This is a genomic window from Filomicrobium sp. (assembly GCF_025698805.1).
In the GTDB taxonomy this organism is placed as follows: domain Bacteria; phylum Pseudomonadota; class Alphaproteobacteria; order Rhizobiales; family Hyphomicrobiaceae; genus Filomicrobium; species Filomicrobium insigne.
The window spans coordinates 129,436-155,495 of the sequence record NZ_JAILWT010000003.1 but is presented as its reverse complement, the minus strand read 5'-3'; the positions used below and the strand labels follow the sequence as shown (position 1 = coordinate 155,495).

Annotated in this window: 24 protein-coding genes; 10 read left to right on the top strand and 14 right to left on the bottom strand. The window is 58.2% G+C overall.

Annotation, left to right across the window (positions count from 1 at the left end; genetic code table 11):
* The first annotated feature begins 213 nt into the window (after positions 1–213).
* The 5 genes from lpxD (at position 214) to lpxB (ending at position 5,348) form a co-directional block, all read left to right on the top strand.
* A complete protein-coding gene (gene lpxD / locus K5845_RS08155; RefSeq protein WP_046478765.1) occupies positions 214–1,245 on the top strand; it encodes a UDP-3-O-(3-hydroxymyristoyl)glucosamine N-acyltransferase in 1,032 nt (343 codons plus the stop codon).
* 149 nt (positions 1,246–1,394) lie between these two features.
* Positions 1,395–1,895 (top strand): 3-hydroxyacyl-ACP dehydratase FabZ, encoded by a 501-nt coding sequence (gene fabZ, locus K5845_RS08150; RefSeq protein ID WP_046478764.1) that lies wholly within the window; start codon positions 1,395–1,397, stop codon positions 1,893–1,895.
* A complete protein-coding gene (gene lpxA, locus K5845_RS08145; RefSeq protein ID WP_046478762.1) occupies positions 1,888–2,688 on the top strand; it encodes an acyl-ACP--UDP-N-acetylglucosamine O-acyltransferase in 801 nt (266 codons plus the stop codon). Before fabZ ends, lpxA begins: the two co-directional genes overlap by 8 nt.
* A 69-nt stretch (positions 2,689–2,757) precedes the next feature.
* On the top strand, positions 2,758–4,062 hold the full coding sequence (locus tag K5845_RS08140) for an LpxI family protein (protein WP_287958765.1): 1,305 nt from the start codon (positions 2,758–2,760) through the stop codon (positions 4,060–4,062).
* Positions 4,059–5,348: a lipid-A-disaccharide synthase gene (lpxB, locus tag K5845_RS08135; RefSeq protein ID WP_090229212.1), complete on the top strand. Its 1,290-nt coding sequence runs from the start codon at positions 4,059–4,061 to the stop codon at positions 5,346–5,348. The genes K5845_RS08140 and lpxB overlap by 4 nt, the downstream gene beginning before the upstream one ends.
* A gap of 84 nt (positions 5,349–5,432) precedes the next feature.
* On the opposite strand, the gene gltA is transcribed toward lpxB, so the two are convergent.
* The gene (gene gltA / locus K5845_RS08130; protein ID WP_046478758.1) at positions 5,433–6,740 is read right to left on the bottom strand and encodes a citrate synthase; all 1,308 of its coding nucleotides are present in this window, start codon (positions 6,738–6,740) and stop codon (positions 5,433–5,435) included.
* 268 nt (positions 6,741–7,008) lie between these two features.
* Entirely contained in the window at positions 7,009–8,451 is a 1,443-nt protein-coding gene (gene gltX, locus K5845_RS08125) for a glutamate--tRNA ligase (RefSeq protein ID WP_287958764.1), read from the bottom strand.
* 127 nt (positions 8,452–8,578) lie between these two features.
* Between gltX and K5845_RS08120 the strand changes: the two genes are divergently transcribed.
* Positions 8,579–10,741 carry a ComEC/Rec2 family competence protein gene (locus K5845_RS08120; protein ID WP_287958763.1) on the top strand — a complete coding sequence of 721 codons (2,163 nt, stop codon included), beginning with the start codon at positions 8,579–8,581 and terminating at the stop codon, positions 10,739–10,741.
* A gap of 169 nt (positions 10,742–10,910) precedes the next feature.
* On the opposite strand, the gene lexA is transcribed toward K5845_RS08120, so the two are convergent.
* From lexA to K5845_RS08070, 10 genes are all read right to left on the bottom strand, one after another.
* A complete protein-coding gene (gene lexA, locus K5845_RS08115) occupies positions 10,911–11,621 on the bottom strand; it encodes a transcriptional repressor LexA (protein ID WP_046480517.1) in 711 nt (236 codons plus the stop codon).
* A 224-nt stretch (positions 11,622–11,845) separates the two neighbouring features.
* On the bottom strand, positions 11,846–12,256 hold the full coding sequence (locus K5845_RS08110; protein WP_046478754.1) for a hypothetical protein: 411 nt from the start codon (positions 12,254–12,256) through the stop codon (positions 11,846–11,848).
* Positions 12,257–12,405: 149 nt separating this feature from the next.
* Positions 12,406–13,611 (bottom strand): molybdopterin molybdotransferase MoeA, encoded by a 1,206-nt coding sequence (locus tag K5845_RS08105; protein ID WP_046478752.1) that lies wholly within the window; start codon positions 13,609–13,611, stop codon positions 12,406–12,408.
* A 2-nt stretch (positions 13,612–13,613) separates the two neighbouring features.
* Positions 13,614–14,096: a cyclic pyranopterin monophosphate synthase MoaC gene (moaC, locus tag K5845_RS08100; protein ID WP_090229223.1), complete on the bottom strand. Its 483-nt coding sequence runs from the start codon at positions 14,094–14,096 to the stop codon at positions 13,614–13,616.
* Entirely contained in the window at positions 14,093–14,899 is an 807-nt protein-coding gene (gene trpC, locus K5845_RS08095; RefSeq protein WP_046478747.1) for an indole-3-glycerol phosphate synthase TrpC, read from the bottom strand. Before trpC ends, moaC begins: the two co-directional genes overlap by 4 nt.
* Before the next feature lie 3 nt (positions 14,900–14,902).
* Positions 14,903–15,952, bottom strand: coding sequence for an anthranilate phosphoribosyltransferase (gene trpD / locus K5845_RS08090; RefSeq protein ID WP_046478745.1), 1,050 nt, complete (start codon positions 15,950–15,952; stop codon positions 14,903–14,905).
* A gap of 15 nt (positions 15,953–15,967) precedes the next feature.
* Positions 15,968–16,585 (bottom strand): anthranilate synthase component II, encoded by a 618-nt coding sequence (locus tag K5845_RS08085; protein ID WP_090229225.1) that lies wholly within the window; start codon positions 16,583–16,585, stop codon positions 15,968–15,970.
* 56 nt (positions 16,586–16,641) lie between these two features.
* The gene (locus K5845_RS08080) at positions 16,642–17,160 is read right to left on the bottom strand and encodes a SixA phosphatase family protein (RefSeq protein WP_046480515.1); all 519 of its coding nucleotides are present in this window, start codon (positions 17,158–17,160) and stop codon (positions 16,642–16,644) included.
* Between the two features lie 7 nt (positions 17,161–17,167).
* Positions 17,168–18,757 carry an anthranilate synthase component I gene (gene trpE / locus K5845_RS08075; RefSeq protein ID WP_090229228.1) on the bottom strand — a complete coding sequence of 530 codons (1,590 nt, stop codon included), beginning with the start codon at positions 18,755–18,757 and terminating at the stop codon, positions 17,168–17,170.
* On the bottom strand, positions 18,754–20,667 hold the full coding sequence (locus K5845_RS08070; protein WP_287958762.1) for a SurA N-terminal domain-containing protein: 1,914 nt from the start codon (positions 20,665–20,667) through the stop codon (positions 18,754–18,756). Before K5845_RS08070 ends, trpE begins: the two co-directional genes overlap by 4 nt.
* A gap of 243 nt (positions 20,668–20,910) precedes the next feature.
* Here K5845_RS08070 and tpiA point away from each other — a divergent pair, with 243 nt between their 5' ends.
* Positions 20,911–21,693 carry a triose-phosphate isomerase gene (gene tpiA, locus K5845_RS08065; protein ID WP_287958761.1) on the top strand — a complete coding sequence of 261 codons (783 nt, stop codon included), beginning with the start codon at positions 20,911–20,913 and terminating at the stop codon, positions 21,691–21,693.
* 14 nt (positions 21,694–21,707) lie between these two features.
* Here tpiA and K5845_RS08060 read toward each other — a convergent pair whose 3' ends face one another.
* The gene (locus tag K5845_RS08060; protein ID WP_287958760.1) at positions 21,708–22,088 is read right to left on the bottom strand and encodes a YkvA family protein; all 381 of its coding nucleotides are present in this window, start codon (positions 22,086–22,088) and stop codon (positions 21,708–21,710) included.
* A gap of 242 nt (positions 22,089–22,330) precedes the next feature.
* On the opposite strand from K5845_RS08060, the gene K5845_RS08055 reads away from it, so the two are divergent.
* From K5845_RS08055 to pyrG, 3 genes are all read left to right on the top strand, one after another.
* Positions 22,331–22,780, top strand: coding sequence for a hypothetical protein (locus K5845_RS08055; protein WP_090229233.1), 450 nt, complete (start codon positions 22,331–22,333; stop codon positions 22,778–22,780).
* A 131-nt stretch (positions 22,781–22,911) separates the two neighbouring features.
* Positions 22,912–23,313 (top strand): preprotein translocase subunit SecG, encoded by a 402-nt coding sequence (gene secG, locus K5845_RS08050; protein ID WP_046478733.1) that lies wholly within the window; start codon positions 22,912–22,914, stop codon positions 23,311–23,313.
* 175 nt (positions 23,314–23,488) lie between these two features.
* Positions 23,489–25,114: a CTP synthase gene (gene pyrG, locus K5845_RS08045; RefSeq protein WP_046478731.1), complete on the top strand. Its 1,626-nt coding sequence runs from the start codon at positions 23,489–23,491 to the stop codon at positions 25,112–25,114.
* A gap of 99 nt (positions 25,115–25,213) precedes the next feature.
* On the opposite strand, the gene K5845_RS08040 is transcribed toward pyrG, so the two are convergent.
* Positions 25,214–25,795 carry a YcbK family protein gene (locus K5845_RS08040; RefSeq protein WP_287958759.1) on the bottom strand — a complete coding sequence of 194 codons (582 nt, stop codon included), beginning with the start codon at positions 25,793–25,795 and terminating at the stop codon, positions 25,214–25,216.
* Positions 25,796–26,060: the final 265 nt, after the last annotated feature.

The window sequence follows — 26,060 nt, the reverse complement described above, 5'->3', positions numbered from 1 at the left end:
CTCAAAAGCCAACGCCTTAAGGTTCTGGCGCAAAGCGATCCCTCAGATGGCAACGCCGTGACGCGTCCATGGATCGCGCTTCCCAAGAGGGTTTTCAGCCTCTATGGACATGGCTATCAATTGACACCCGCCAGCCACCTTTCCGGAACTATAGTCCGCTTGGTGGCCCGTTCTGTACCACCCTTAAGATATGTCGGGAATTTGGGGGCGCCGATGGATCATCCAGGCTTCTTCGACCGGGCAGCTCCGATCGCAATATCTGAGGTCGCGAAAGCTACGGCCGCAACGCTTCCTGCAGGCCTTCCCGATGAATTGGCCAGCCGCAGGCTGTCGGACGTCCGCACCCTCGCCGATGCAGGACCCGACGATGTGGCATTTCTCGATAACCGCAAATATCTGCCGCTCTTGAGTGAAACGCGCGCCGGAGCTTGTCTCGTGACGCCTGCGTTCGTAGAGCGGGTTCCGAAAGCGACCGTGCCGCTTCTCACGAAGCGGCCATATCACGGCTTTGCGCTCGCGCTTCGTACTTTTTACCCGCAAGCGCTTTGGCCACGCGTTGCAGAGCCTGGAAGTGCCAACATCGATCCCTCGGCTCATATCGAGCCTGATTGCACGATCGAACCTGGCGCGATCATCGGCCCGCAGGCCTCTATCGGCCGCGGCTCCCGCATCGCTGCTGGCGCAGTAATCGGGTACCGCGTGTACGTCGGACGCGACAGCTACATCGGTCCGCAAGCGACGCTGCAGCATGCATTGCTCGGCAACCGAGTCATCATCCACGCCGGAGCACGCATCGGACAGGATGGATTCGGCTTCGCCATGGGGCCGGACGGGCATCTGAAAGTGCCGCAAATTGGCCGCGTCATCATTCAAGATAACGTTGAGATTGGAGCTAATACAACAATAGATAGAGGTGCTCTTAAGGATACCGTCATCGGTGAGGGCACGAAAATTGATAATCTTGTACAGATCGGGCACAACGTCTGTATCGGACGGCACTGCGTGATCGTGGCCCACACTGGTATTTCGGGTTCTACCGAACTGGGAGACTTTGTAGTGATGGGCGGCCAGTCGGGCACCGTCGGCCACATCAAAATTGGCACCGGCGCCCAGGTGGCTGGAGCGTCCCACCCAAAGGACGATATTCCAGCGGGAGCACGTGTCGGTGGAACACCGGCGCGGCCGTTGCGTCAATGGGGCCGGGAGCTGGCAGCTTTAACGCGGCTGGCGAAACGCGAGGACTGACGTGTTATGGCGGTGTGCTGATGCGCCGTCGCGAGTTTAACACTTGCCAAAGGCTAAGCCTTGGTAATTGAAGAGTTTGCCGTGAGCGATGCGAGTGCTTTAAAACTTCGCCATCGCGCCCGGAATGATTGAAGTGGAGCGAAAAGGAAATGGATGAGGTGGTCGAGAATCCGGTGATGGGCACGGCGGACATCGCGCGTGTCATGCAGCTGTTGCCGCATCGATACCCGTTCCTGCTCGTTGATCGCATCTACGATATGGACGGCGATCAAAGTGCGGTTGGACTGAAGAACGTCACAATCAACGAGCCGTTCTTTACGGGCCACTTTCCTCAGTATCCCGTGATGCCCGGTGTGCTGATCATTGAAGGTTTGGCTCAAACGGCCGGTGCTTTGTGCGTTCACAGCCTTGGCGAAGGTTATAAGGCCGAGCTCGTGTACTTTATGGGAATCGACAAGGCCAAGTTCCGCAAGCCGGTACTCCCCGGCGACCAACTCCACTACCATGTGCGCAAGATCCGCAATCGCGGTCGCGTCTGGAGATTCTACGGCGAAGCAAAGGTAAACGGTGAAATCGCCGCCGAAGCTGAAATTTCAGCTATGCTGGCTGATACAGCCGAAGCACGTGCCTTTGCGAGTAAGAATGGCTGATCTGCAGATCCATCCCACGGCAATTATCGAAGATGGAGCCAAGGTCGGTGCGGGGTGCCGCATTGGCCCATACTGCATCGTCGGTCCTCAGGTCGAACTGGCCGAGGATGTCGAACTCCTAAGCCATGTGGTGGTGCAGGGGCGCACAAAAATTGGGGCACGCACGCGGATCTTTCCGTTCGCGTCAATCGGGCATCAGCCGCAGGATCTCAAGTACAAGGGCGAGCCGTCGACGTTGACGATCGGCGCCGACTGTATGATCCGCGAAGGTGTTACGATGAACCCCGGCACTGAAGGCGGCGGTATGGAAACTACCGTTGGCGACCATTGTGCGTTTCTCGCAAACTCACACATCGGGCATGACTGTCACGTCGGTAGTCATGTGATTTTCTCTAACAATGTCATGCTGGCCGGACACTGCCAGGTCGGTGACTACGTGATTTTGGGTGGAGGCGCCGCTGTCATCCAATTTGCACGTGTCGGCGCGCATGCATTTTTAGGGGGTATGTCGGGGCTCGAAAACGATTTAATCCCTTACGGCATGGCGCTTGGCAACCGTGCATACCTGTCAGGCCTGAATATCGTAGGCCTTCAGCGTCGCGGTTTTACCCGCCAGCAAATCCATGATTTACGACGCGCATATCGGTTGCTGTTCGCCGATGAAGGTAACCTCGCCGAACGAATGGAAGATGTCGCGCAGGAATTTGCAGACCACGCCATCGTCGTCGAGATACTGGACTTCATACGCGAAGGCGGTAAGCGGTCATTATGCACGCCAAAGGACGCGCCCTGATTCGGGGCGCATGTTCGCTCGCTGCCGGCTCGTATTCGACATACGGAGCACTGGGGAGCCAGAGGATCGTTGACAGGTAGCCCTTTGCCCCGACGCATCGCCATCTTGGCAGGAGGCGGCAGCCTGCCGCAAGAAATCGCGTATCGCCTTAAGGCGCGTGGCGATCACGTCCACATCCTGGCAATCAATGGCGCAGCTGAGATCAAGGACGATGCGACGCTGCAGACGAGCGTCGATTTCGCCCAGATTGGCAAGATTCTCAGCGTCCTGAAAAATGACAAGCTGACGGAAATGCTCATCATAGGCTCCGTCAAGCGCCCGGATCTGGCAAACATCAAACCCGACCTCGGCTTTTTTCGCGCAGTCCCAACAGTGATCCGGCTCATCCGCGCCGGCGGAGACGATGCTGTACTGCGCGGGGTCATCGCGTTTTTTGAAAAACACGGGGTTCGCATTGTGGGCCCTGCTGATGTGGTTCCTGAACTTTTGGTATCTTCAGGCCCGTTGGGGCGTCACGGTGCCGACAGCCGGCAAAAACTCGACATAGCCAAAGGCTTGGCGGTCATCCGGAGACTGGCACCCTTTGACGTCGGCCAAGGTGTTGTGGTCGCACAGGGCGTTGTGCTGGCCGTAGAGGGAGCCGAAGGCACCGATAGAATGCTCCAACGGCTGGTCGCGAGGCGTGCAAATCAAAACTACTTGGAATGCGGCGTGCTCACCAAAGGGCCGAAACCCGGCCAAGAGATGCGAATCGATTTGCCGACTATTGGTCCAAACACGGTGCATAACGTTCAAGCGGCAGGATTATCCGGAATCGCCGTTGCTGTAGGATGCACGCTGACGGCAGAACGCAATGATTTGCGAAATACGGCTGATGCCGCGGGGGTTTACGTTGAAGGTGTTGCCCTTGGGGAATTGCAGAAACGCGCCAAGGCCGACAGGGTAACGCTCGATCTTCAGGTCTTTGGACGGCGCCGTGCCAGCGCAACTCAGCGGTCGGATTGCATCAAGGGTGGTGGCGTACTGACTGTGCTGGCCCAAGAGGGGGTGGCCGCAGCCGCTACGGTGGTCCATCGCGCGCATGTGCTCGCAATCGAAACAGGCGAAGGTATTGATCAGATCCTGTTGCGAAGTGGCGATTTACGCCAATGGGGCCGAGGAGTATGGATGCGTAATGCTGGCGTGACGGTTCTGGCCGATAGTCGTGACCTGGATGCGACTTTACTGGCCCGCGCGGCGGAAACCGGCTTGGCTGGCATTGCGGTCATGCTTGGGGATTCCGCGCTAGCTATCGAACGGAAGGTGATCGAAGAGGCCGACAAGCGCGGACTGTTCATCGCTGGCTTGACGTGGGGGCAGGGAGAACCAGGATGACAGCTTCGGCGGACACGAAAGAGGCCGCGAAGATCAAGCAGAGGGGCAAGCTCGTCATAGAAGAGGACAGCCGTCAGTTCTGCGTCTTTATCGTTGCTGGGGAACACTCCGGCGACGCGCTTGGTGGTCCGCTCATGGCAGCGCTAAACAAGCGTCTCTCTGGTCGTGTTCGCTACCTAGGCGTCGGCGGGGAGGAAATGGAGCGGCACGGACTGATCTCGCAGTTCCCGCTTTCTGATGTCGCGGTGATGGGGCCGTTATCAATTCTATCGCGTCTTCCGCGTCTCGTGCGCCGTGTGTATCACACGGTCAACGCCTGCGTTGCTGCCGAACCCGATGTTGTCGTCATCATAGACAGTCCAGAATTCACACACGCCATCGCAAAGCGCATACGCAAACGTCGTCCAGCGATCCCGATTATCAATTACGTGAGCCCCAGCGTCTGGGCATGGCGGGAAGGTCGGGCGGCAAAAATGGCCGCCTATGTCGATCATCTTCTCGCTCTACTGCCTTTCGAACCAGAGGCTCATGAACGGCTCGGCGGTCCACCTTGCACATATGTCGGCCATCCCCTGAGCGAACGCATGCAATCGCTCAGGGCTATGAATGGTCTGGATTTGGCCCGCCGTCGCGGGATTGATCCCAAGCGCCCCGTTCTGGTCGTCTTGCCGGGAAGCCGTGCCTCTGAAGTTAGCCGCCTTATGGGCCCGTTTGGCGCGGCACTTTCTCTCCTGGAAAAACGTGAGTCTCTCCCACAGATCATCATTCCAGCTGTACCCTGGGTGCGCGAACTCATCGATCAGCATGCGGCCTCCTGGCCAGGGCCCGTGCATATCGTTGAAGGTGAAGAAGATAAGTTCAAGGCCTTCGCGCTCGCAGATGCGGCCCTTGCTGCGTCCGGCACGGTAACATTGGAGCTTGCCGTGGTCGGCACCCCAATGGTTGTGGCCTACCGCGTCGATCCGCTAGCCGCGCGGTTGCGCTTCCTGCTCAAGGTGCCGTCGGTCGTTCTTGCCAACCTCGTGCTTGGGGAGAACGCGTTCCCTGAATTCCTCCAGGAAGAGTGCTCACCTGAAAAATTGGCCAACGCTGTAGAGTTGCTGCTCAAGGACACGCCGGAACGCCAAGCGCAGCTGAACGCGCTGGAGAAATTCCCAGATAAAATGCGGTTCGAGGGCGACAGTCCAAGTGAAACCGCAGCCGCAATCGTTCACCGGTTCATCCTCGAAGGCCGCCAAGCGGCCATGCCAACGTCGGCGGAAGCCGCGGCCAAGAAAGACGAATAAAAAAGCAAAAGGCCGGGAGCGTCTTTTTCCCTCCGGCCCTTATTTCCTAACTACAGCGAGACAACTGAACACAGGGTTCGGCGGTCAGTCACGCTGATTGAGTGGCACAAAATCGCGCTGCGGCGATCCGATGTAAAGCTGCCGTGGACGACCGATCCGTTGCTCGGGATCTTCGATCATCTCATTCCACTGCGCGATCCAACCCGTGGTGCGCGCTACGGCGAACAGAGCCGTAAACATAGAAACCGGGAAGCCCATCGCACGCAGCGTGATGCCCGAATAAAAATCGATATTCGGATACAACTTCTTTTCGATGAAGTAGTCGTCCTCAAGGGCAATACGCTCTAGCTCAAGCGCAACCTTCAGAAGCGGCTCATCATGCCCACCAAGCGCATCGAGCACCTCGTGACAGGTTTTCTGCATGACCTTCGCGCGCGGATCGTAGTTCTTATAGACGCGGTGGCCGAAGCCCATGAGACGGAAGCCGGAGGTCTTGTCTTTCGCCTTGTCGATGTATTCCGGAATGCGGTCGACCGTTCCGATTTCGGCCAGCATGTTGAGCGCGGCTTCGTTGGCGCCGCCATGTGCCGGGCCCCAGAGGCAGGCTACACCGGCGGCGATGCAGGCGAAGGGATTAGCTCCGGACGAACCGGCCAACCGTACCGTCGAGGTCGAAGCGTTCTGTTCGTGGTCGGCGTGCAAGATGAAGATCTTGTCCAGCGCGCGCGAGACGACCGGGTTGACGTAATATGGCTCGCAAGGAACCGCAAAGCACATCTGTAAGAAGTTCGACGTGTAGTCGAGATCGTTCCGCGGATAGATAAACGGCTGTCCGATGGCATACTTATAAGCCATAGCGGCAATCGTCGGCATTTTCGCGATCATACGCCGGGCCGCCACCGTCCGCTGGTGAGGATCGTTAATGTCCGTGGAGTCGTGGTAGAAGGCCGAGAGCGCACCAACGACACCGCAGATAACCGCCATGGGGTGCGCGTCGCGACGGAAGCCGGTGAAGAACCGGTTCATCTGCTCATGCACCATGGTGTGCTGAGTGATCGCCCGGTCAAACTCGCGATATTGCTGCTCGTTTGGCAGTTCTCCGTTCAGCAGCAGATAGCAAACTTCAATGAAGTTAGACTGTTCCGCAAGCTGATCAATAGGATAGCCGCGATGCAGCAGGATCCCGGCGTCACCATCGATATAGGTGATTTTCGACGAGCAGTTTGCCGTTGATGTGAAACCGGGGTCGTAAGTGAAACAACCCGTGTCTTTGTAGAGCTTGCCGACGTCAATGACGTCGGGACCGATTGTACCTGCGCGAACCGCTAGGTCGGTCTTCTTGTCGTGCAGCGTGAGAGTGGCGTTGCCACTGGCATCGTTTTGCGCGGTCATGATGGTATCCCTCGAGTCAGGCGTTGCGGCTCGGGGCGATGATTGAAGGTAGGCCCGACGGGGGTCGAAAGGGCCGTCATCGCTTGAGAATGCAGCCCTCGTACTGCACATTCGCACGCGCGGCAAGATAACCTATGGTGGGATTGTCAGCTAGAACATCAGCCGAACTTTTTACGCAAGCCCGTGCCGAAATTCTAAGCAATCGACTGAATAAGTTGAGCCGATGCAGAAAAATACACCATGGCTTTCAAAGCCTTGGAGAGATTGGCTAGGCAACTTGATCTCGTAAGCGCGCAAGCGCTTCCTCACGGCCAAGCACGGCCATCACGTCAAAAACAGGCGGCGAAACCGTCGAACCCGTAAGTGCGGCACGCAAGGGTTGCGCGACCTTGCCAAGCTTCAGGTTTTCTTGCTCGCTAAAGGTCCGCACTTCCGTTTCAAGGTCGACCGCTTCCCAGCCGGACAACGATTCAAAACGCGGCAAAAGACGGCCCAGCATAGCCCGCGTATCGGTGTCCAAGAGTTTTTCTGCTTTTTCCTGCAGGTTAAGGGGCCGTTGCGCGAACAGATAGCTCGCACTGTTGATCAGTTCGACAAGTGTTTTCGCGCGTTCCTTCAATCCCGGCATCGAGGCAACGAGCCGAGCGCGGCCGAGATCATCGAGGCTCGTCGGAATATCGCGACCACGTTCAATCTCAGGCAAAATCGCTTCGGTTCGAGCGACGAGCTCCGCATCGTCCGTTGAACGAATGTAGTGACCGTTCAAGGCCTCCAGCTTGGCGAAGTCAAAACGCGCAGGGCTCTTGCCGATACCGTCCAAATCGAACCAGGAGATCATCTGATCGGTCGAGATGATTTCGTCATCTCCGTGGCTCCAGCCGAGCCGAACGAGATAGTTGCGCAGCGCGGCCGGAAGATAGCCCATCGCCCGGTATGCCTCGACGCCGAGGGCTCCGTGCCGTTTCGACAGTTTCGCACCGTCAGGCCCGTGAATCAGCGGAACATGCGCCCATTCCGGCACGTCCCATCCCATGAGCTGATAAATCTGCGTTTGACGAGCGGCGTTCGTGAGGTGGTCCACGCCGCGAACAACGTGCGTCACGCCCATATCGTGATCATCTACCACGACCGCGAGATTGTACGTCGGCGAACCGTCCGATCGCAGAATGATGAGGTCGTCTAGTTCTTTATTCGAGTATGTGACGTCCCCTTGCACATGATCAGCGATCGTCGTCTCCCCTTCGCGCGGAGCCTTCAAGCGGATGGCAAAGGGTTTGTCTTGCGGGGCATCCGAGGCCGGTTTGTCCCGCCACGGTGAGCGCACCTGGAATGGACGCTTTTCCGCCTCAGCTTCCGCGCGCATCTGGGCGAGCTCGTCCTGTGTCAGGTAGCAGCGATAAGCGCCACCCGCCTCCAGAAGAGCGTGGGCGACTTCGCGATGGCGCTCTGCGCGCGAGTACTGGGAGACGGGATCACCTTCCCAGTCCAGTTCGAGCCACTTCAAACCGTCGAGAATGGCGGCAACGGCCTCGGGACTGTTCCGGGCACGATCGGTGTCCTCGATCCGGAGTAGAAAACGTCCTCCCCTCGCTTTGGCGTAAAGCCAATTGAATAACGCTGTACGGGCCCCTCCGATGTGAAGAAAACCGGTGGGTGAAGGAGCGAAGCGGACGACGGGAGCGGCGCTGCCCGCCTTCGAAGGTTTTGTCATGAGCTCACATGTTTTGAGCGCAGTCGCGACATCAGCTGCCGCAACGGCTGGTTTTGTTTTGCAGGCCCTGTAGCATAGGCGAGCGCGAAGGTTAAGGAGCCGGTGAGGGGGAGGCGGGACCGAGCCTATGACGCTTTTGCGGGACGAGCCCAGCGATGTGATTGCTGCCCCGCGCCGCACGGGGCTCTTACGCGCGCCCTTTGCATGGCTGTCTGCGCAACTCGAAGCGGAACGGGCAGCGTGGTTCTACTGGCAGCCCGTGGCTTTTGGAACAGGCTGCGCCTTATATTTTGCACTGCCCCTTGAACCGGCTGTTTGGTTCTTCTTAGCGGTGTCGTTGGCTGCGACGGTACTCATCATAATGCGGCCTAGCGCCACTTTGCTCGGCAGTCTGATTGCGTTCACCGGACTAGCAGGCCTCGGATTGGTTGTGGCAAAACTGCGGACCGAGTGGGTCCGCGCGCCAGTGTTACAAACGCAAATCGGGCCCGTGGCGGTGCGCGGAATCGTGGAACTGATCGAGCCGAAAGCGGAGGGGGGCGAGCGCTTAACCTTACGCCCCCTAAGCGTTGACAAGCTCACCCCAAACGCACTGCCCGCGCGCATTCGCGTGACTACGAGAAATCCAACGGCAGGCGTGAGCTTGGGAGATCAAATAACACTCACAGCCAACCTGTCGCCGCCACCGCGTGCGGCACTTCCAGGAGGTTATGATTTTGCGCGATACGCTTGGTATCGAGGCATCGGAGCCGTCGGGTATTCCACCTCTCCTCCAATTGTCATCGAAGACGGCGCACCAGAAAACCTCGCCCAGAAGCTGGAAACTTGGGTTGCACGCCTGCGCAAACATATCGGGGATCGCATAACAGCCGCGTTGCCGGATGAACGCGGCGCGATCGCGACGGCCCTGATCACTGGCGAGCGCGGCGGCATCTCCGATGCGACAAACGAGATTTATCGTGCGTCGGGCATCTATCACATCCTGTCGATTTCAGGCCTACACATGGCGATCATGGGGGGCTCTGTCTTCGTCGCACTACGCTTCCTCTTTGCACTCTTTCCGTCCATCGCCCTGCGCTTCCCAATAAAGAAATGGGCTGCTGTCGGCGCGATGTTCGGCGCTTTTGGCTATCTCATGATCTCAGGCGGTACCTTCGCCACGGTGCGCGCGTTTCTCATGATCACCGTCATGTTCTCAGCCATGCTGTTAGATCGCCAGGCCGTGGCCCTCCGTAACGTTGCCGTCGCAGCATTCATACTTCTCATTCTATTTCCAGAAAGCGTCATCGATCCCGGTTTCCAGATGTCCTTCGCCGCCGTGATTGCTCTGGTCGCAAGTTACGAAGCTATCAATCAACGGTTCCGTGCGCCGTCTGGTCCCCATCGCGGCGTGCACATGCGGTTCTTTTATTTTTTCAGCGGGATCGTTCTATCGACCATTATTGCCAGCGCGGCGATCGCACCCTTCGCCATCTACCACTTTCATCAAAACCAGCACTATGCGGTTCTGGCCAACCTCGCCGTAATCCCGATCTGCAATATCGTTGTCATGCCGGCTGCGTTGACAACGCTCGTCTTGATGCCACTGGGCTTAGAGACGCTGCCGCTCATTGTAATGGGGTACGGCATTGAAGCAATGACCGCGGCCGCCACCTGGGTTGCCGGCCTCAAAGGCGCTGTCAGCCTTCTACCAGTTGTTCCCAATGTCGCAATCGCTCTTGTCGCGGCGGGGTGCTTGTGGTTGGCGCTGATGCGGTACCGCTGGCGATTGTTAGGCGTCCTAGTGATTGCTGCCGGCATTGCTCTTGCCCCAACTGCAGAACGCCCTGCGCTTCTTGTCGGCGGAACCGGGAATCTCGTGCTCCTGCGCGGAGCGGACGGCTTCCTCAACGGCCTCAGCAGTTCGCGCGATGAATTCGAACTCTCACGCTGGCTTGCGCGTGACGGAGATGCACGAAGACCTGCCGATGTAACCCGCGCACCCGCTTTGACCTGCGACGGTGTCGGGTGCGTCGGTGCGATTGATGGAAAGATCGTAGCCATCACGCGCCACCCCGCAGCGTTACGTGATGATTGCCGTCAAGCGCACATACTGATTGTCCAGGGCACACGTCCGCGATCTTGCACGCAGCCCCAACTCATCATCGATCGATCCGCATTAGAACGCGAGGGAACGCACGCGGTTTATCTCGACAAATCTGGCGCATTACGCGTCGAAACGGTTGAAGGCGCTCGGGGAAGAAGGCCGTGGACAGCGGCCTATCAAAGCACGGATGAAGCAGCGCCGTGAGACATCTCGGGGAGTGTTCCCAGGATCCGCGGTTCAACCCGGGCCAACGCAATGGGGGAAAGCACAACCAGACAACGGCCTCCCCAGTGCCAGATTGGATCTCGGCAATGAATGCCAGGATGATGATTAGCGAAAGGGCTTCGGCAATTTCTATCCGCCAAACAACATATCAATACCGTCGGATCAATCCGATAAGCCGTCCCTGCACATCCACTTGATCGGGACCAAAAATACGCGTCTTGAATTGCGGATTGGCAGCTTCGAGAGCGACGGTGGAGCCTTTCTTACGCAAGCGCTTAAGCGTCGCCTCTTCCCGATCGACAAGAGCCACAACGATGTCGCCGTTCTCCGCCGTATGGCACCGCTTGATAATGACGATATCGCCGTCATGGATGCCGGCGTCGATCATCGAATCGCCGTGGACTTCCAGCGCGAAATGTTCGCCCTTAGCCAGAAGGTCGGGTGGGCAGGAAATATCATGGGTATGGTTCTGGATCGCACTAATCGGAACGCCCGCCGCAATACGGCCCATCATCGGCACGGATACCGTTTGGGAGTCGATCACAGTTGTGCTCGGCGCTGAGAGCTCGACTGGCTTGGAGCCGCCTCCGCCTTCGATCACGCTTGGCCTGAAGCCGCCGACTTTGACACCACCCGATTCTGAGCCTTCAGGAAGCTTGATGACCTCGATAGCGCGTGCTCGATGAGGAAGCCGTCGAATGAAGCCACGCTCCACCAATGCCGTAATGAGCCGATGGATACCAGACTTCGATTTGAGTTCGAGCGCGTCCTTCATTTCATCGAACGACGGCGGAACACCCGTCTCACTCATGCGCTCATGAATGAACAGAAGAAGCTCTTTTTGTTTTTGTGTCAGCATAATTTCAGCGCGCCCCGCTAGCCGCTTTCTCATCGGCGACGCAAGCTTCAGGCGTTCTCAAAACCAAGCCCGAATGGGCGTGGAGAACATCCCTCAACTCTCTCGCCGCGTTTAGGACAGAATCTGTACAAACCATGAACAGACACTAACCGTTCTTGACACGTTCTACAAGAGGGCGCAGCGAAGGTATTGAGAAATAGGCAGCCACCGACGACACAACTGCCTTACGTTGGCGGAGTGACTGAACTTGTCGTCGTTGGTGAAGATTGGATGTCGCGTCTAAATTTGTGGCCACAGTTTTTTTGAATTGATACCTGCTCCAAAGCTTCGAACTCACCCCTTAGTCGGCCAAGTTCTGCTGCGGTCTGACCATCACCTTTTATGAAGAACAACGACGGCCAGAAAAGCACTAGCCCGACGCCCATTGCGACAGCATCATTTGTGGATTTTGAATCTTGAATACCGGCGAGTTGAGCCGCCCGTTGAGAAATTCGGGCAGCTTCCGCGCCAATCTGATCGCATGTGTAGTTCTGATATGGAATTGGCGAAACGTATTGAGCCGTAATTTCGCTCGAAGCGGAGGCACATCCACCCAAAACTACACCGATCAATCCGACAAAAAAATTGCCGCGCATTGAGGTTCCTCCCCATAAATTGTGGGGAGATTAGACGTGGACTGAGTATTACTCAATTCAAATTAGGCAACTGATCAACAGCTTACATCATATTAGCTCACTGGCTGTTGTAGTTTTGCGTCGCGGGAGAAATGCCAGCGAAGGCGGCCTCAAAAATCAATACGCAGCACGTTGACGGACGCGCCTTCCGGAAGCGCTTCAGCATCGGCCGGGCGCACGATCAGACAATTCGCAGCCGACAGCGGCTCCAACAGCGATGAGTCCTGCGATCCCGCGGCGCGAACTTCCATGACACCATTTTCGCCCGTCATGAGACGTGCGCGCATATAGTGCTGGCGCGGCCCGTTTTTCTCGATTGCGTGGGTTAGCCGCGCAGTCATGAGAGCGTCGGTTCCAGTATCGAGGCCCAGCAGTTTGCGGATGAGGGGAACAACGAAGACGCGCGTACAGATCAAGGACGACACAGGATTACCTGGTACGCCGATCACGCGTTGCGCGCCACGACGTCCGAAGATCAACGGCTTGCCTGGCCGCATAGCGATCTTCCAAAAATCGAGCGTCATGCCGTTCGCTTGGAGAACTTTGGCGACGAGGTCGTGATCGCCGACGGACGCTCCGCCGATCGTGACAAGGATGTCTGCACCTTCAGCGGTAGCGATCTTTTCAGTCAGACTGTCCACTGTGTCACGTGCAATGCCGATCAATCGCGCTTCCGCACCCACGGCTTCAGCCATCGCCGCAATGCCGTATGGGTTGGAGCAGACAATCTGTCCTGCCGCAACCGGTGTCCCGGGCTCGACCAACTCGTCGCCCGTTGCCAGGATTGCAACGACCGGACGGCGCATCACCGGGAGTTTGCCGTAGCCCATGGCTGCGGCCAGCGACAAATGCCTCGGGGCAAGTTTCAGGCCTGCAGGAAGAAGTTCATCGCCCTTCGTGAAATCACCTCCGCGTTTGCGGACATGCGCAGGATCCGGTTTGCCCTCGCGGACAACGACAACATCACCCTCGCGATCGGTATTTTCCTGGATGACGATCGCATCGGCTCCTTCTGGAACCGGCGCGCCTGTGAAAATTCTAACGGCCTGTCCCTCTGCGACCGTGCCGGCGAAGGGATGTCCAGCCGCAGCTTCGCCGATCACCGTCAAACGGGCTGGAAGCGTTGCCACATCTGCATCACGCACAGCGTAGCCGTCCATCGCGGACGCATCAAACGGCGGCTGGGAGAATTGCGCGGTCAACGTGCTGGCAAGAATGCGTCCGCGTCCCCCAAACAGATCAACCTCTTCCATCTCGGTTGCGCGAACGCCGTCGAGAATGCGCGCGAGGGCTTCGGGCACGGAAAGCGGCGCCATTATTATTGTCCTTCTGCGCGGAATGTTCCCGACCGTCCGCCCGTTTTTTCAATCAGTCGGATGTCTTTGAATACCATGCCCTTATCGGCAGCCTTCAGCATGTCGTAGATCGTCAGACAGGCAACCGAAACAGCAGTCAGCGCCTCCATCTCAACGCCTGTCTGACCGGCGACTTTAACCTCGGCCCGAACGCGAATCCCTGCGGGGGCGTGAGACGCTTCAAATTCGACGCTGGCCTTGGTGATCGCGAGCGGATGGCATAGCGGGATCAACTCGTGCGTCCGCTTGGCCGCCATGATGCCGGCGATGCGCGCAGTCGCGAGAACGTCACCCTTCTTGGCTTCTCCGGATTCGACAAGTGCCAGCGTCTCGGGCTGCATCGCGACGAAACCCACCGCAATGGCCGTCCGGCTGGTGACGCCCTTTTCGGAGACGTCGACCATACGGGCTTCGCCCTTCTCGTTGAGATGGGAAAGCTTTTTCACGCGGCCTCCGTCCTGCCAATCAAAGCCTCGGTCGCACGACGCACATCGGCTTGCCGCATAAGGCTTTCGCCCACCAGAAAAGCGTTCACCCCGACGCGCTGCATCCGTGCGACATCGGCAGCGGTAAAGATGCCGCTTTCCGTCACGAGCGTGGCCCCCGCCGGAGCCTCGGGCACGAGACGCTCGGTGGTCTCTAGCGTCGTCTCGAATGTGCGCAGATTGCGATTGTTGATTCCAATGAAAGTCGCGCCAAGCGATGCGGCGCGCGCCAATTCCGCGGAGTCATGCACTTCAACGAGCGCGTCCATACCCCAGTCCGCCGCGGCGGCGATGAGCTTCGCAGCCGTTTCATCGTCGACCTGCGCCAGGATGATGAGGATGCAATCCGCGCCCCATGCTCGTGCCTCGACGACCTGATACGTGTCGATCATGAAGTCCTTGCGTAGAGCGGGGAGCGTGCATGCTGCACGTGCAGCCCTCAGATAGTCCGGCGAACCTTGGAACGAGGGTGCGTCGGTTAGCACGGACAGACAGGTTGCGCCGCCCGCGGCATAGGCTTCGGCAAGCGCGGGGGGATCGAAGTCTGCGCGAATAAGCCCCTTTGATGGACTTGCCTTCTTGATCTCGGCAATAAGCGCGGGCTGTCCCGATGCCATGCGCGCGTTGATCGCGGCAACGAAACCACGCGGCCGTCCGGCGCTACGTGCATACTCGGCGATGATCTGCAGCGGAGCTTCTGCTTTAGCCGCCGCGACTTCTTCCCGCTTGTACGCGGTGATTTTTTCCAAAATGTCAGCAGCCATATGTCATGCGTCCGCGTTGGTAACGGCGACGAGCTTATCAAGCACGGCACGCGCCGCACCGCTATCGATTGCGCGCGACGCAATCTCAACGCCGTCAATGAGATTGGCCGCCTTGTCTGCAACCACCAGGGCAGCGGCCGTGTTCAACAACACGATATCCCGGAAGGGTCCGGCCGCACCATCGAGCACCGCACGGATCGCCGCGGCGTTCTCTTGCGCATCCCCCCCTTGCAGGGACGAAAGTGATGTGCGTTCAAGCCCCGCCTGCTCGGGGGAAATTTCAAACACAGAAACGGCCCCATCTTTGACCTCTGCCACGGTTGACGGGCCAGTGGTCGTCAATTCATCGAGCCCATCAGATCCATGCACGACCCATGCGTGCTCCGACCCCAAGCCCTTCAAGGCATCTGCGATAGGTTCCACCCACCGCACATCGTACACGCCAACGACCTGTCGTTTGACGTTCGCCGGATTCGCAATCGGACCGAGCACGTTGAACAATGTCCGTACTTTGAGTTCCGCGCGAGCCGGCGCCCACGTCTTCATCGCCGGATGATGCATGGGCGCCCACATGAAGCCGATGCCCGCTTGTCGAATAGCGTCCGCGACCTTATCGGCATCAATGTCGATCTTGACGCCAAGCGCACTGAGAACGTCCGAGGCTCCGGAGCGCGAAGATACCGAGCGATTGCCGTGCTTGGCGACTGTAGCGCCGGCACCGGCAGCAACGAGCGCGGCGCATGTCGACACGTTATAAGTCCCATGACCGTCGCCGCCCGTCCCCACGATATCGATGGTGCCTGGCGGCGCGGACACCGCATGCATGCGCGCGCGCAGCAGGCGTGCAGCGCCGGTGATCTCTGCGATGGTTTCACCGCGCACGCGCAGCCCCATCAGGAAAGCGGCGCGGTGCACATCGCTAGCGGCACTTGTCATCAACAGCTCGAGCGCTGTTCTGATTTCGTCCTCGCTAAAGGTCGTGCCGCTAGCCACTTTGTCGAGAACGGTCTTGATACCGTCTCCACGCGCCGCAGCTATGTCTACTTGCCCCATCGCATTCCCGGTTGGTTAGGCGGCGCGCGGCCGCGGCGTGACCGTGTCACGCCGATTGGGCGTGAAGCCTGCGAGTTCGAGGAAATTCGCCAGCAGATCGTGCCCTTTCTCTGACGCGATGCTCTCAGGGTGAAACTGAACGCCGTGCACAGGATGCTCGCGGTGCTGAAGTCCCATGATGATGCCGTCATCAGTCTCAGCTGTGATCTCGAGGCAGTCCGGCAGGCTCTCCCGTTCGACAATCAGCGAATGATAGCGAGTGACCTCGAAGGTTTCCGGCAGTCCTTTGAAGATGCCGGTATCACGCCTACGGATCGTCGATAACTTGCCGTGCATCGGAATGGGCGCACGCACCACCTTGCCGCCATAGGCTTGACCTATCGACTGGTGACCTAGGCATACGCCGAGCAGTGGGATTCTCCCCGCCGCCTTTTCGATGAGGTCGAGGCAAACCCCGGCTTCGTTGGGCGTGCAAGGCCCAGGCGAGAGAACAATCGCCTGCGGCTTGAGCTTCAACGCCTCATCGACGCTAATCTGGTCGTTCCGGCGCACGGTGCTTTCCGCGCCAAGTTCACCCAGAAAATGCACGAGGTTATAGGTAAAACTGTCGTAGTTATCGATGAGCAGCAGCATCTTTGGCGGCACTCCAAAAGTCCAGCTCAAAGCTGTAGAAAGCGGGCCCTAGCGCGTCAAGCCAGCTCGCGAGGGATAATGAAGTCCTTCAGTGTGCCGGCAGCCGGTTTTATGGCATTCCAATCGTCGGCATCGAAGGTGATTACGGCAAGCCCGGCAGTTGGAAATTTCATCGCCATTTTCTGAATCGCCTTGCGATCCCCGCTTCCGGTCAAGGACAATGCAAGCGCATGCAACCCGGGGTTATGCCCGACGACCATGACGTGCTTTTGCCCGCCCTTTACCTTGCGCAGCCGTTCCAAAATCATCGCGGGTAAGGCGAGATAAAGACCCTCGTCGAACACGACTTCGGGCGGATTGCCGGAGAGTTCTGCCAGAACCAGGGACACAGTTGCGCGGGTCCGTACCGAATCTGACGACAAGATGAGTTCAGGACGGCCCTCATTGCGCTCAATGTAGCGTCCGATCTCCGTCGCCGCCTTTGTGCCCCGCTTTGAGAGCGTCCGCTCGTGATCGGGTAGATCAGGCTCATCCCAACTCGATTTTGCATGGCGCAACAAGGATAACGTCAGCATGTGCCGATCACCCGAACAATCCGCCATTGCTGCTGGAGGCTTCCGGCGCTGAGCGTGCCGTCCCGGACGCAAATCGCACGGCGACTTCTGCTGCACGCACGATAGCTTTGGCCTTGTTCACGCATTCCTGCTGTTCACTTTCAGGGACGGAGTCGTGCACGATGCCGGCGCCGGCTTGAACGTGCAGCATACCGTCCTTTACCAACGCCGTTCGCAACACGATGCACGTGTCCATGTTTCCGTCCGCGGAGAAGTAGCCCACGCAACCGGCATAAGGACCGCGCTTGGATTTCTCCAATTCGTCGATGATCTCCATCGCGCGAACTTTGGGCGCGCCCGACACGGTGCCCGCTGGAAAACCGGCCATCAACGCGTCAACAGCATCATGGGTCTTGCTGTCCAAACGTCCGACAACGTTCGAGACGATGTGCATCACATGACTGTAACGCTCGATAACAAACTGAGCGGTGACGTTGACGGTGCCGACTTCTGCAACTCGTCCGACATCGTTCCGGCCTAGATCGAGCAACATGAGGTGTTCTGCCCGCTCCTTTGGGTCGGCCAGAAGATCTGCCTCAAGATGGGCGTCCTCGGTGGAGGTTTCGCCGCGACGTCGTGTTCCGGCAATGGGACGAATCGTAACTTCGCCATCGCGCACGCGCACCAGGATTTCTGGCGAAGACCCGACGAGCGAAAAGTCACCGAAGTCGAGGTGAAAGAGAAACGGAGACGGATTGAGCCGCCGCAATACGCGATAGAGAGCGAACGACGGCAGATCAAATGGTGCCGAAAATCTCTGAGACAGAACAACCTGGAAGATATCGCCGGCGACGATGTATTCCTTCGCCCGGGCTACCATATCGAGGTATTCAGCAGAAGAAGTGTTGGAGACAGGGTCCGGTGCGGCTAGCTCCCGCTCGATTGATGCCGTTTCGTGAGCGAGGGGCGCTTCCAACGCTGACACGACCTTCTCAAGCCGTGAACATGCTGCTTTGTACGCCGCAGCCGCATTATCGCGACCCTCTGGACGTACTGGAGTAACGAGGGTCATCTCGTCCCGCACGTTGTCGAAGATCACCATGATTGTCGGACGAACGAACAGGGCATCGGGCACGCCCAGATCATCCTGCGGTTCATCGGGAAGCCGTTCGATCAAACGGACGGTATCGTATCCCATGTAGCCGAACACCCCGGCAGCCATGGGAGGGAGTTCGTCTGGGAGTGAGATCGAGCTTTCAGCCAGAAGCGAACGCAGAGCTTCCAGCGTCGGCTTATCTTCAGGCGTAAACGTCTCGATATCTGTTTGCGCCGTGCGATTGATTTCCGCCGCATCTCCATGCGCGCGCCAGATCAGATCGGGTTCCAACCCGATGATCGAATACCGTCCGCGCTGAGCGCCGCCTTCCACCGATTCAAGGAGAAACCCGATCGTGCCGGGTTTACCCGCGAGCTTGAGATAAGCGGAGACCGGGGTCTCGAGGTCCGCGACAAGGCGCGTATAAACGACCTGTGCCGTGCCGTTATCGAAACGCTCGCTAAAGGCCGCCAGCGACGGTAAGGCTTCTGGTGCCCCGCTACGCCGCTCAAATGTGCTCAAAATGCCCTCCCCGACGGATCGTCCGTATCTGCGCCGGTAATACGCCGGAAGGCCGATTCGTTGATTTTCACCCCATAACGGTTACGCAGGGCGCCCACATACTCAGCGATCTGGTCCGCGCGAAGCTGCTGTTGCAGCTCGGTCTGCAGAGCTTTGCGTTGGGCCTCCGTCGCCGGGCCGGCCGCCGTAATTTCCGCGACGCGAAACACGGTGCGTGACTTTCCGTCAGATGTTTCTGCATTGCCGACGCCGCCCTGCGGGAGCACGAACGCCTGTCCCATAGCTGCCTGTGTGAGACCATCGGGAAGACGTGCACGTGTTGTTGGGGGAGCCATCACAACGCTTCCGCCAACCTCTTCGGCGACCTTGGCCATGTCTTCACCGCCCTTGACCCGATCGGTCAAAGTCTTGGCAAGGGCCGACAGTTTCTGACGGCGCTGGGTGTCGGACCAGAGTTTCTTGACGTCGTCTTGCACCTCTTCGAACGGGCGCTGAGTCGACGGCGTTTGATCAAGAACGTCGACCCACGCGTAACCGCCATCTTGCAAACGAACTGGATCGGACTCGATGCCCACCTCACCGCGGAATCCTTCAGTGATGATCGCGGAAGCGTCTGCAACATCAAGCGCACGCTTGCCATCGGGCGTTGTGTTATCGCGCGTGACAGACTCGATGTCATAAAACGGCAGCTGCATCTCCGACGCGATTTCCTTCAGAGGCTTGCCGGCTGCGCGACCGTCGTCGACCTTATAGTAGAGCGTTTGCAGTTGATTGCGGGCCCAGGTCTCGGCGAGATGATTGCGCACTTGATCTTTCGAGCCCTCGAACGTGCTCTGCTCTCCCGGCTGAATTTCCGTAACCCGAAGGAGCACAGTCGCAAACGTCCCTTCGATGACGTCGGACACTTGGTCCTTCTCCAGGGAGAAGGCCGCCTCTGCGATCTTGGAATCAATCAGCTGGCCGCGTTCCAACAGGCCAAGGTCAACATCGCTGGCATCGGCGCCGTTGGCCTTCGCAACCTCAAGAAAGTCTTTGCCGCCAGCTATTTCAGCTTTAGCCGCTTCCGCAGCAGCCTTATCCTTGAAAGAGATTTGCTGGACCTGCCGTTTTTCGGGCTTGTCGTAGCTGGCTTTCGTCTGCTCGTAGCTCTCCTTCAGCTGTTCGTCTGTAATATCCGCCTGCTTCTTAATACCATCGACGGACAACATCAGAACGGACAGATGTCGGGTGGGCGCTGTCATAAAACGCGATTTGTTCTGATCATACGTTTCTTTCAGCTGCTCTTCCGTCGGCTCAGGGATGATGACGGCCTTTTCCGCTACTATGGTGAAGTGTTCAATCGCCCGCTTCTCTTCGCGCCGCTGGTGAAGCAGGTCGATCATCGGGCTCGGCACAACCGTGCTGCGCAGCAGCGCCGTGGTTAGTTGCTGCTGGAGTTCATCGCGGCGACGCCGTTGAAGCAGCTGCGCTTCGCTAAGACCAAGCTCGCGAAGAGCCGCATTCAAGGCCGTCCGCGAAAACTTTCCATCGGGACCTTCGAACGCAGGGTCCCGCATCAGGCCTTCGACAATGGCCTCTTGCGAGAGCGCCAGATTGAGTGAGCGCGCATGTTCTGCGACGGCGGCCGACCCAACGAGCTGCGAGAGGACCCGTTGGTCAAGACCGACGGCGCGCGCCTGCTCATAGCTGATGCGCTGACCGGCTTGCTGGGAAATCGCGTTCAACTCGTTCTGGAAGGCCTGCTGGAATTGGTCCGCGGAAATCTCGTCACTGCCGACGGTTGCCAAAGCAGAGCGGTCTACGCCGGTAATGTAATCGGCGATGCCCCAGATCGCGAAGCTGAGGATCAAAAGAGACATCATGAAAAAGGCGACCCAACCGGAGGCCCAGCGTTTGAGTGATTCGAGCATTGCGCGTAATTTTCCGCTGTGTTCGCTGACTTCTAGATATTGCCTGACGCTGAACCGCGCCAGCGACGGCCCTATGCGCGATCATCCCAATCCGCGCAACCTGAGCATTTCGTGGGTGATATCAAGCGCAGGCTGTCCGCGAAAGCAAGGGTGCGTGCGATATGGCGCTTTGCGAAATGGGCGTTTTTTGGCACTTAGATCATTCCTACGCCTGCCATCACTGCGCAAAACAAGGATTAACGAATGACGGACGCCGGTTCCCCTCTCCCCGCCATCCAGCCGCTTGTGGCGGGAAACTGGAAAATGAACGGGACCAAGGCCGCTCTGGCTGAAGTGATTGCGATATCGGATTGGATCGATAGCGCGGGTAACACTTTGAAGGCGGATACGATGATCTGCCCTCCAGCCACATTGACGATGGTCATGGCCGAATTGTGCTCCAACGGTAAGGTTTTGATTGGCGGGCAGGACTGTCATCCCCTGGCATCAGGCGCCCACACCGGCGACATCTCCGCTGAAATGTTGGCCGATGCAGGGGCCAGTGCTGTCATTCTCGGCCACTCTGAACGCCGTTCCGACCACGCGGAAACCGACAATGGTGTTCGCGCCAAAGTAGAAGCTGCCCACCGTGCCGGATTGACGGCCATCGTCTGTGTCGGCGAAACCGCAGGTCAGCGCGGGGCTGGGCTAACGCTTCCAGTCGTTGCCCGTCAGTTGGAAGGCTCCATTCCCGACGCAGTGACGGCGGAAAATACAATCGTTGCTTATGAGCCGGTCTGGGCAATCGGCACGGGACTGACGCCGACAGCCGACGATGTCGCCGAAGTGCACGCGATGATCCGCGAGGCCTTACAGAAACGCTTCGATGTCGCGGGGATCCGCATGCGGATCCTGTATGGAGGCTCCGTAAAGGGCTCGAACGCCGCCGAATTGATGAGCGTCGCAAACGTAAATGGAGCTTTGGTCGGCGGCGCCAGCCTTAAAGCCGTGGATTTGATCCAAATCCTGGAAGCCTACTGCAAGTAATTGGCTGGCGAGGGTTATGCCGCGAGATACCGGGAAACGAGCCAGCCCGCCAAAATGGTCGTCCCGATCCAGGTAGCGATAATCACCGCAACGGCAATTCGGTTTTTCGGTCGAGCAGAGATTTTCTCTGCCTCGACGCGAAATTCAGCCATCAGAGCCGCGGGGATCAATGATACTGCGGCGACGATGCCAAGCGGAAGAATTACGACGTCATCGAGGTATCCCAGGACCGGGATAAAATCGGGGATCAGGTCGATTGGAGAAAGGGCATAGCCCGCAACCAGCGCAGCCAGAAGTTTCGCGAGACAAGGTGTGCGTCGGTCGCGAGCCGCGATCCAAAGAGCGATCACGTCACGCTTGACCGCTTTTGCCCAAGCTTTCAGGTGTTCAAGCAACTGGCCGCCTCTGAAAATTAATCCTCTGGCAAAGAGCGCATGTATATCGCATGGCAATCGGTAATAGGGTTCAACCCAAACCGTAGGCAGGTAACCAGCTTCCGCCTCCCACACTTTCTTTGCAATTCAGTGCGTAACGTCGGCCTCTGGCACCTAAGGTAATGCGAACGGCCTTCGTTGCAGGGGGCAGCGAGAACCCCCATAATAAGTCCTTGGCAGGCGGCGATCAGAGTAGAGGCACCATGCGTCTCAGCAGGATAACTCCCGTATTTTTCGTGCTTTTAAGCACAGCCGCAACGGCTGGAGATCTTGAAGCCGATGTCGCCCAATGCCGTGCCTATGAGACCGAGCGTACAACACTCGTGGCGACGGGAGTCGATGCGGATATGCAAAAAGGGCCGGAGTGGGCGCGGTCCAACCTGCCAGCGAACCGGCTGCAGCAAATCATGCGCTATATCCACCTAGACGAACAATTGAAGTTTCGCTGCCCAGAAGTTTTTGCTTCTGCAGCGGTGAAAGCCGAAGAGGAGCGGGCACGTCAGGAGGCTCTCGAGGCAAAACGTTGGGCAGAACGCTTGGCGGAATTTGCCAAGAACCCCATGCTGCCGGAGAGAAAGCCCGTGACGATGGCACGTGCAAAGCCGCAACCTGCACCCCCAGGGCCACCGCTACCGGAGCGGGCGACCCGCTGAGGACTAAGAGTTCGGCTGGACCGTCCAATTAATCGCAGGGGGTGGCGGCATGAGTGCGGCTGGTGTAGAAGCCGCCCATCCAGCAACCTGCTGCCCGACCGACAGCGCCTTGAATTGGGATCTGCAACCTTATGATAACCGTCATCCTTGTCGTCCACATCATGATCGCCGTCGCGCTGATCGTCGTTGTGCTTATGCAGCGTTCGGAAGGCGGGGCACTTGGTATGGGTGGAGGAGGCGGAGGCGGAGGCGGCTTCCTGACCGGACGCGGCACGGCAAACCTGCTCACCCGAACGACCGCCGTTTTGGCAATGTGCTTCTTTGCGACCAGCATTGTTCTGACATTGCTTGCCAATTCCGGCGGCCCGCGGGGCTCGGTATTCGATAACGCGGGCCAACCTGCGGCGACGGATACGAAAGCCGGCACAGAGAAATCGGCCCCGTCAGCGCCCACCGATGGCGGTGGAGGCGGACTGCTTGATGATCTGGAACGCGGACGTGCGCCGCTGCCGACCGTTCCTGGCACGCGCTAAAAGCTGATTTTTCGCGGTAGGCGGAAATATGGCCTCTGTTCTTACCAGAGGTCATCGCGGCTGGTCTTGGGCGACGTAAAGTTGTCATCCGGTTGCACCCCGACCTACCAAGTCTCGTGGATGTGGCGATAATGCCGCTACGAATCATGGCCGATCCATGCGAAACCCAAAGCCCATGCAACGGTACATTTTCATTACCGGCGGCGTGGTCTCCTCACTCGGCAAAGGCCTCGCATCAGCCGCGCTGGGAGCTCTGCTCCAGGCTCGCGGATATTCCGTGCGCCTGCGCAAGCTTGACCCTTACCTGAACGTCGATCCGGGCACGATGAGCCCGTATCAACACGGCGAAGTGTTCGTTACCGATGATGGTGCCGAAACGGACCTCGACCTCGGTCACTACGAACGCTTTACCGGAGTGCCGGCGTCCAAAGCCGACAACGTGACAACCGGACGTATCTATCAGGACATTCTGGCCAAGGAGCGCCGCGGCGAGTACTTGGGCGCTACCGTCCAGGTAATCCCGCATGTCACCGATGCCATCAAAGAATTCGTGCTGAAGGGCAATGAAGGCGTTGATTTCGTCTTGGTTGAAATCGGCGGAACGGTCGGCGACATCGAAGGTCTGCCATTCTTCGAAGCTATCCGTCAGTTGGGTAACGATTTGCCGCGCGGCGCGTCGATCTTCATCCATCTGACGCTTCTGCCGTTCATCCCATCGGCCGGCGAGTTGAAGACTAAGCCGACGCAGCACTCCGTCAAAGAGCTTCGCGGCATCGGTATTCAGCCAGACATCCTGATGTGCCGGGCCAACACGCACATCCCGCTGTCGGAACGCAAGAAGATCGCGCTGTTCTGCAATGTCCGCGAGGATGCTGTAATCCAGGCTTTGGACGTAGCTTCGATCTATGACGTTCCTCTGGCTTACCATCGTGAGGGGTTGGACAAACAGGTCCTTGCCGCTTTCGGTATCACGGATGCCAAAGAACCAGATTTGAGCCGCTGGCAGACGATCTCAGAAGCCATTGCGACCCCTGAGGGCGAAGTGACGATTGCCATCGTCGGCAAGTACACGGGACTCAAAGACGCCTACAAATCATTGAACGAGGCGCTTATTCACGGCGCCATCGCCAACCGGGTGCGGGTAAAGCTGGAATGGATCGAATCGGAAGTCTTCGAACGCGAGGACCCTGCGCCTTACCTTGAAGGCGTAAACGGCATCCTTGTTCCTGGCGGCTTCGGTGAGCGCGGCTCGGAAGGTAAGATGCTCGCAGCGCGCTTTGCGCGCAGCCGAGGGGTTCCCTACTTCGGAATCTGCTTCGGTATGCAGATGGCCACCGTCGAAGTGGCTCGTTCAGCTGGCCTTACGAATGCCTCATCCACTGAATTCGGACCGACCGACGAACCCGTTGTCGGCCTTATGACGGAATGGATGCGCGGTAACGAAATGGAACAACGCACCGGCAGGGATGATCTTGGCGGAACGATGCGCCTCGGCGCCTACGCTGCTGAGCTAAAGCCTGGCAGTGCCGTCGCAGAAATCTACGGTTCGACCAAGATTTCGGAACGTCACCGTCACCGCTACGAAGTCAACATGCGCTACCGGGAATTGCTTGAAAACGCCGGTCTCATATTTTCCGGGGTCTCGCCCGACGGGCTCCTACCGGAAATCGTCGAGTTCAAGGGCCACCCATGGTTCATTGGCGTCCAGTTCCACCCAGAGCTGAAATCACGCCCCTTTGAACCGCATCCGTTGTTCAAGAGCTTTATCCACGCAGCGCTCGAGCAAAGCCGGCTTGTTTGATCTTTCTCGAGTTAGAGCGATCTGAAAATGCGTACGGGCGAGGGAAGTCCCCCGCCCGTATTTTTTTAGCCGGCTCAACAGAGGTTGAGTCGCCAGATGTCAGTGAGCATAAGCGGTAATCTTGAAGTTTGAACGCTTCGGCGCGGCATAGCCGATGCTCGGACGCGTGGTACCCTTCTTGGCGTAACGCGCACCTGAGCTCTTCTTCTTACCTTTGTAAGAAGCGTACTTCTTATTGCCTGAACGCTTTTTCGAAGCGTAACTGCGACCCTTGCCGATGGGCGTACCTTTGGCATTCACACAATGGTGGAAACGCACACGCGGTCCATTGTCGATATGGATGTGGTGCATTCCGCAGCTATACGTTCCGACACCGCCACCATGGTTGGCCTTTAGCCAAGCAACGACTTGACTGTGCTTACCCTTGGGCGGGTGGAAGTCTACCGCACGGCAGGACGCGTGATAGCTGCGCTTACCGGAACCGGCGATTCGGGCGCCCGGCCGATGGGTTGAAACGATACGTACGGGGCCGAACTTCGCACGGATTTGGCTGAGCTTTGCTTTGAGGCCGCTCGGCAGGCAGGAGGCCTGCGCCGTAACAGTAGAAGCCTCGACAAAAGCAAAACAAGTTAGGGCAAAAAGGATCGCGCCCAGGCGCGACAGCCCGCTCAGTTTACACATTGCTACAATCACTCCGATTTTGTTCCCGTTGGCGCTCGATGGGCGTGTTCTATTTTTGTCCCCCACTCATCGAGGCGCGGCGGGCAGGTCGAACCGAAATGCGGCAGCAACGAGACGAAGCGTGCGAAGTGCGACAAAATGGCTAGATTTATCAGAGGCTCATGCGCGCGAATTGCGAAGCCGTAAGAAGTTGCAAGGCCCCGTTTTCAAAGGGTTCCTTGCGCTTTTTAATAAAATCCACTTGGACGCCAGCCTGCGACGAAAG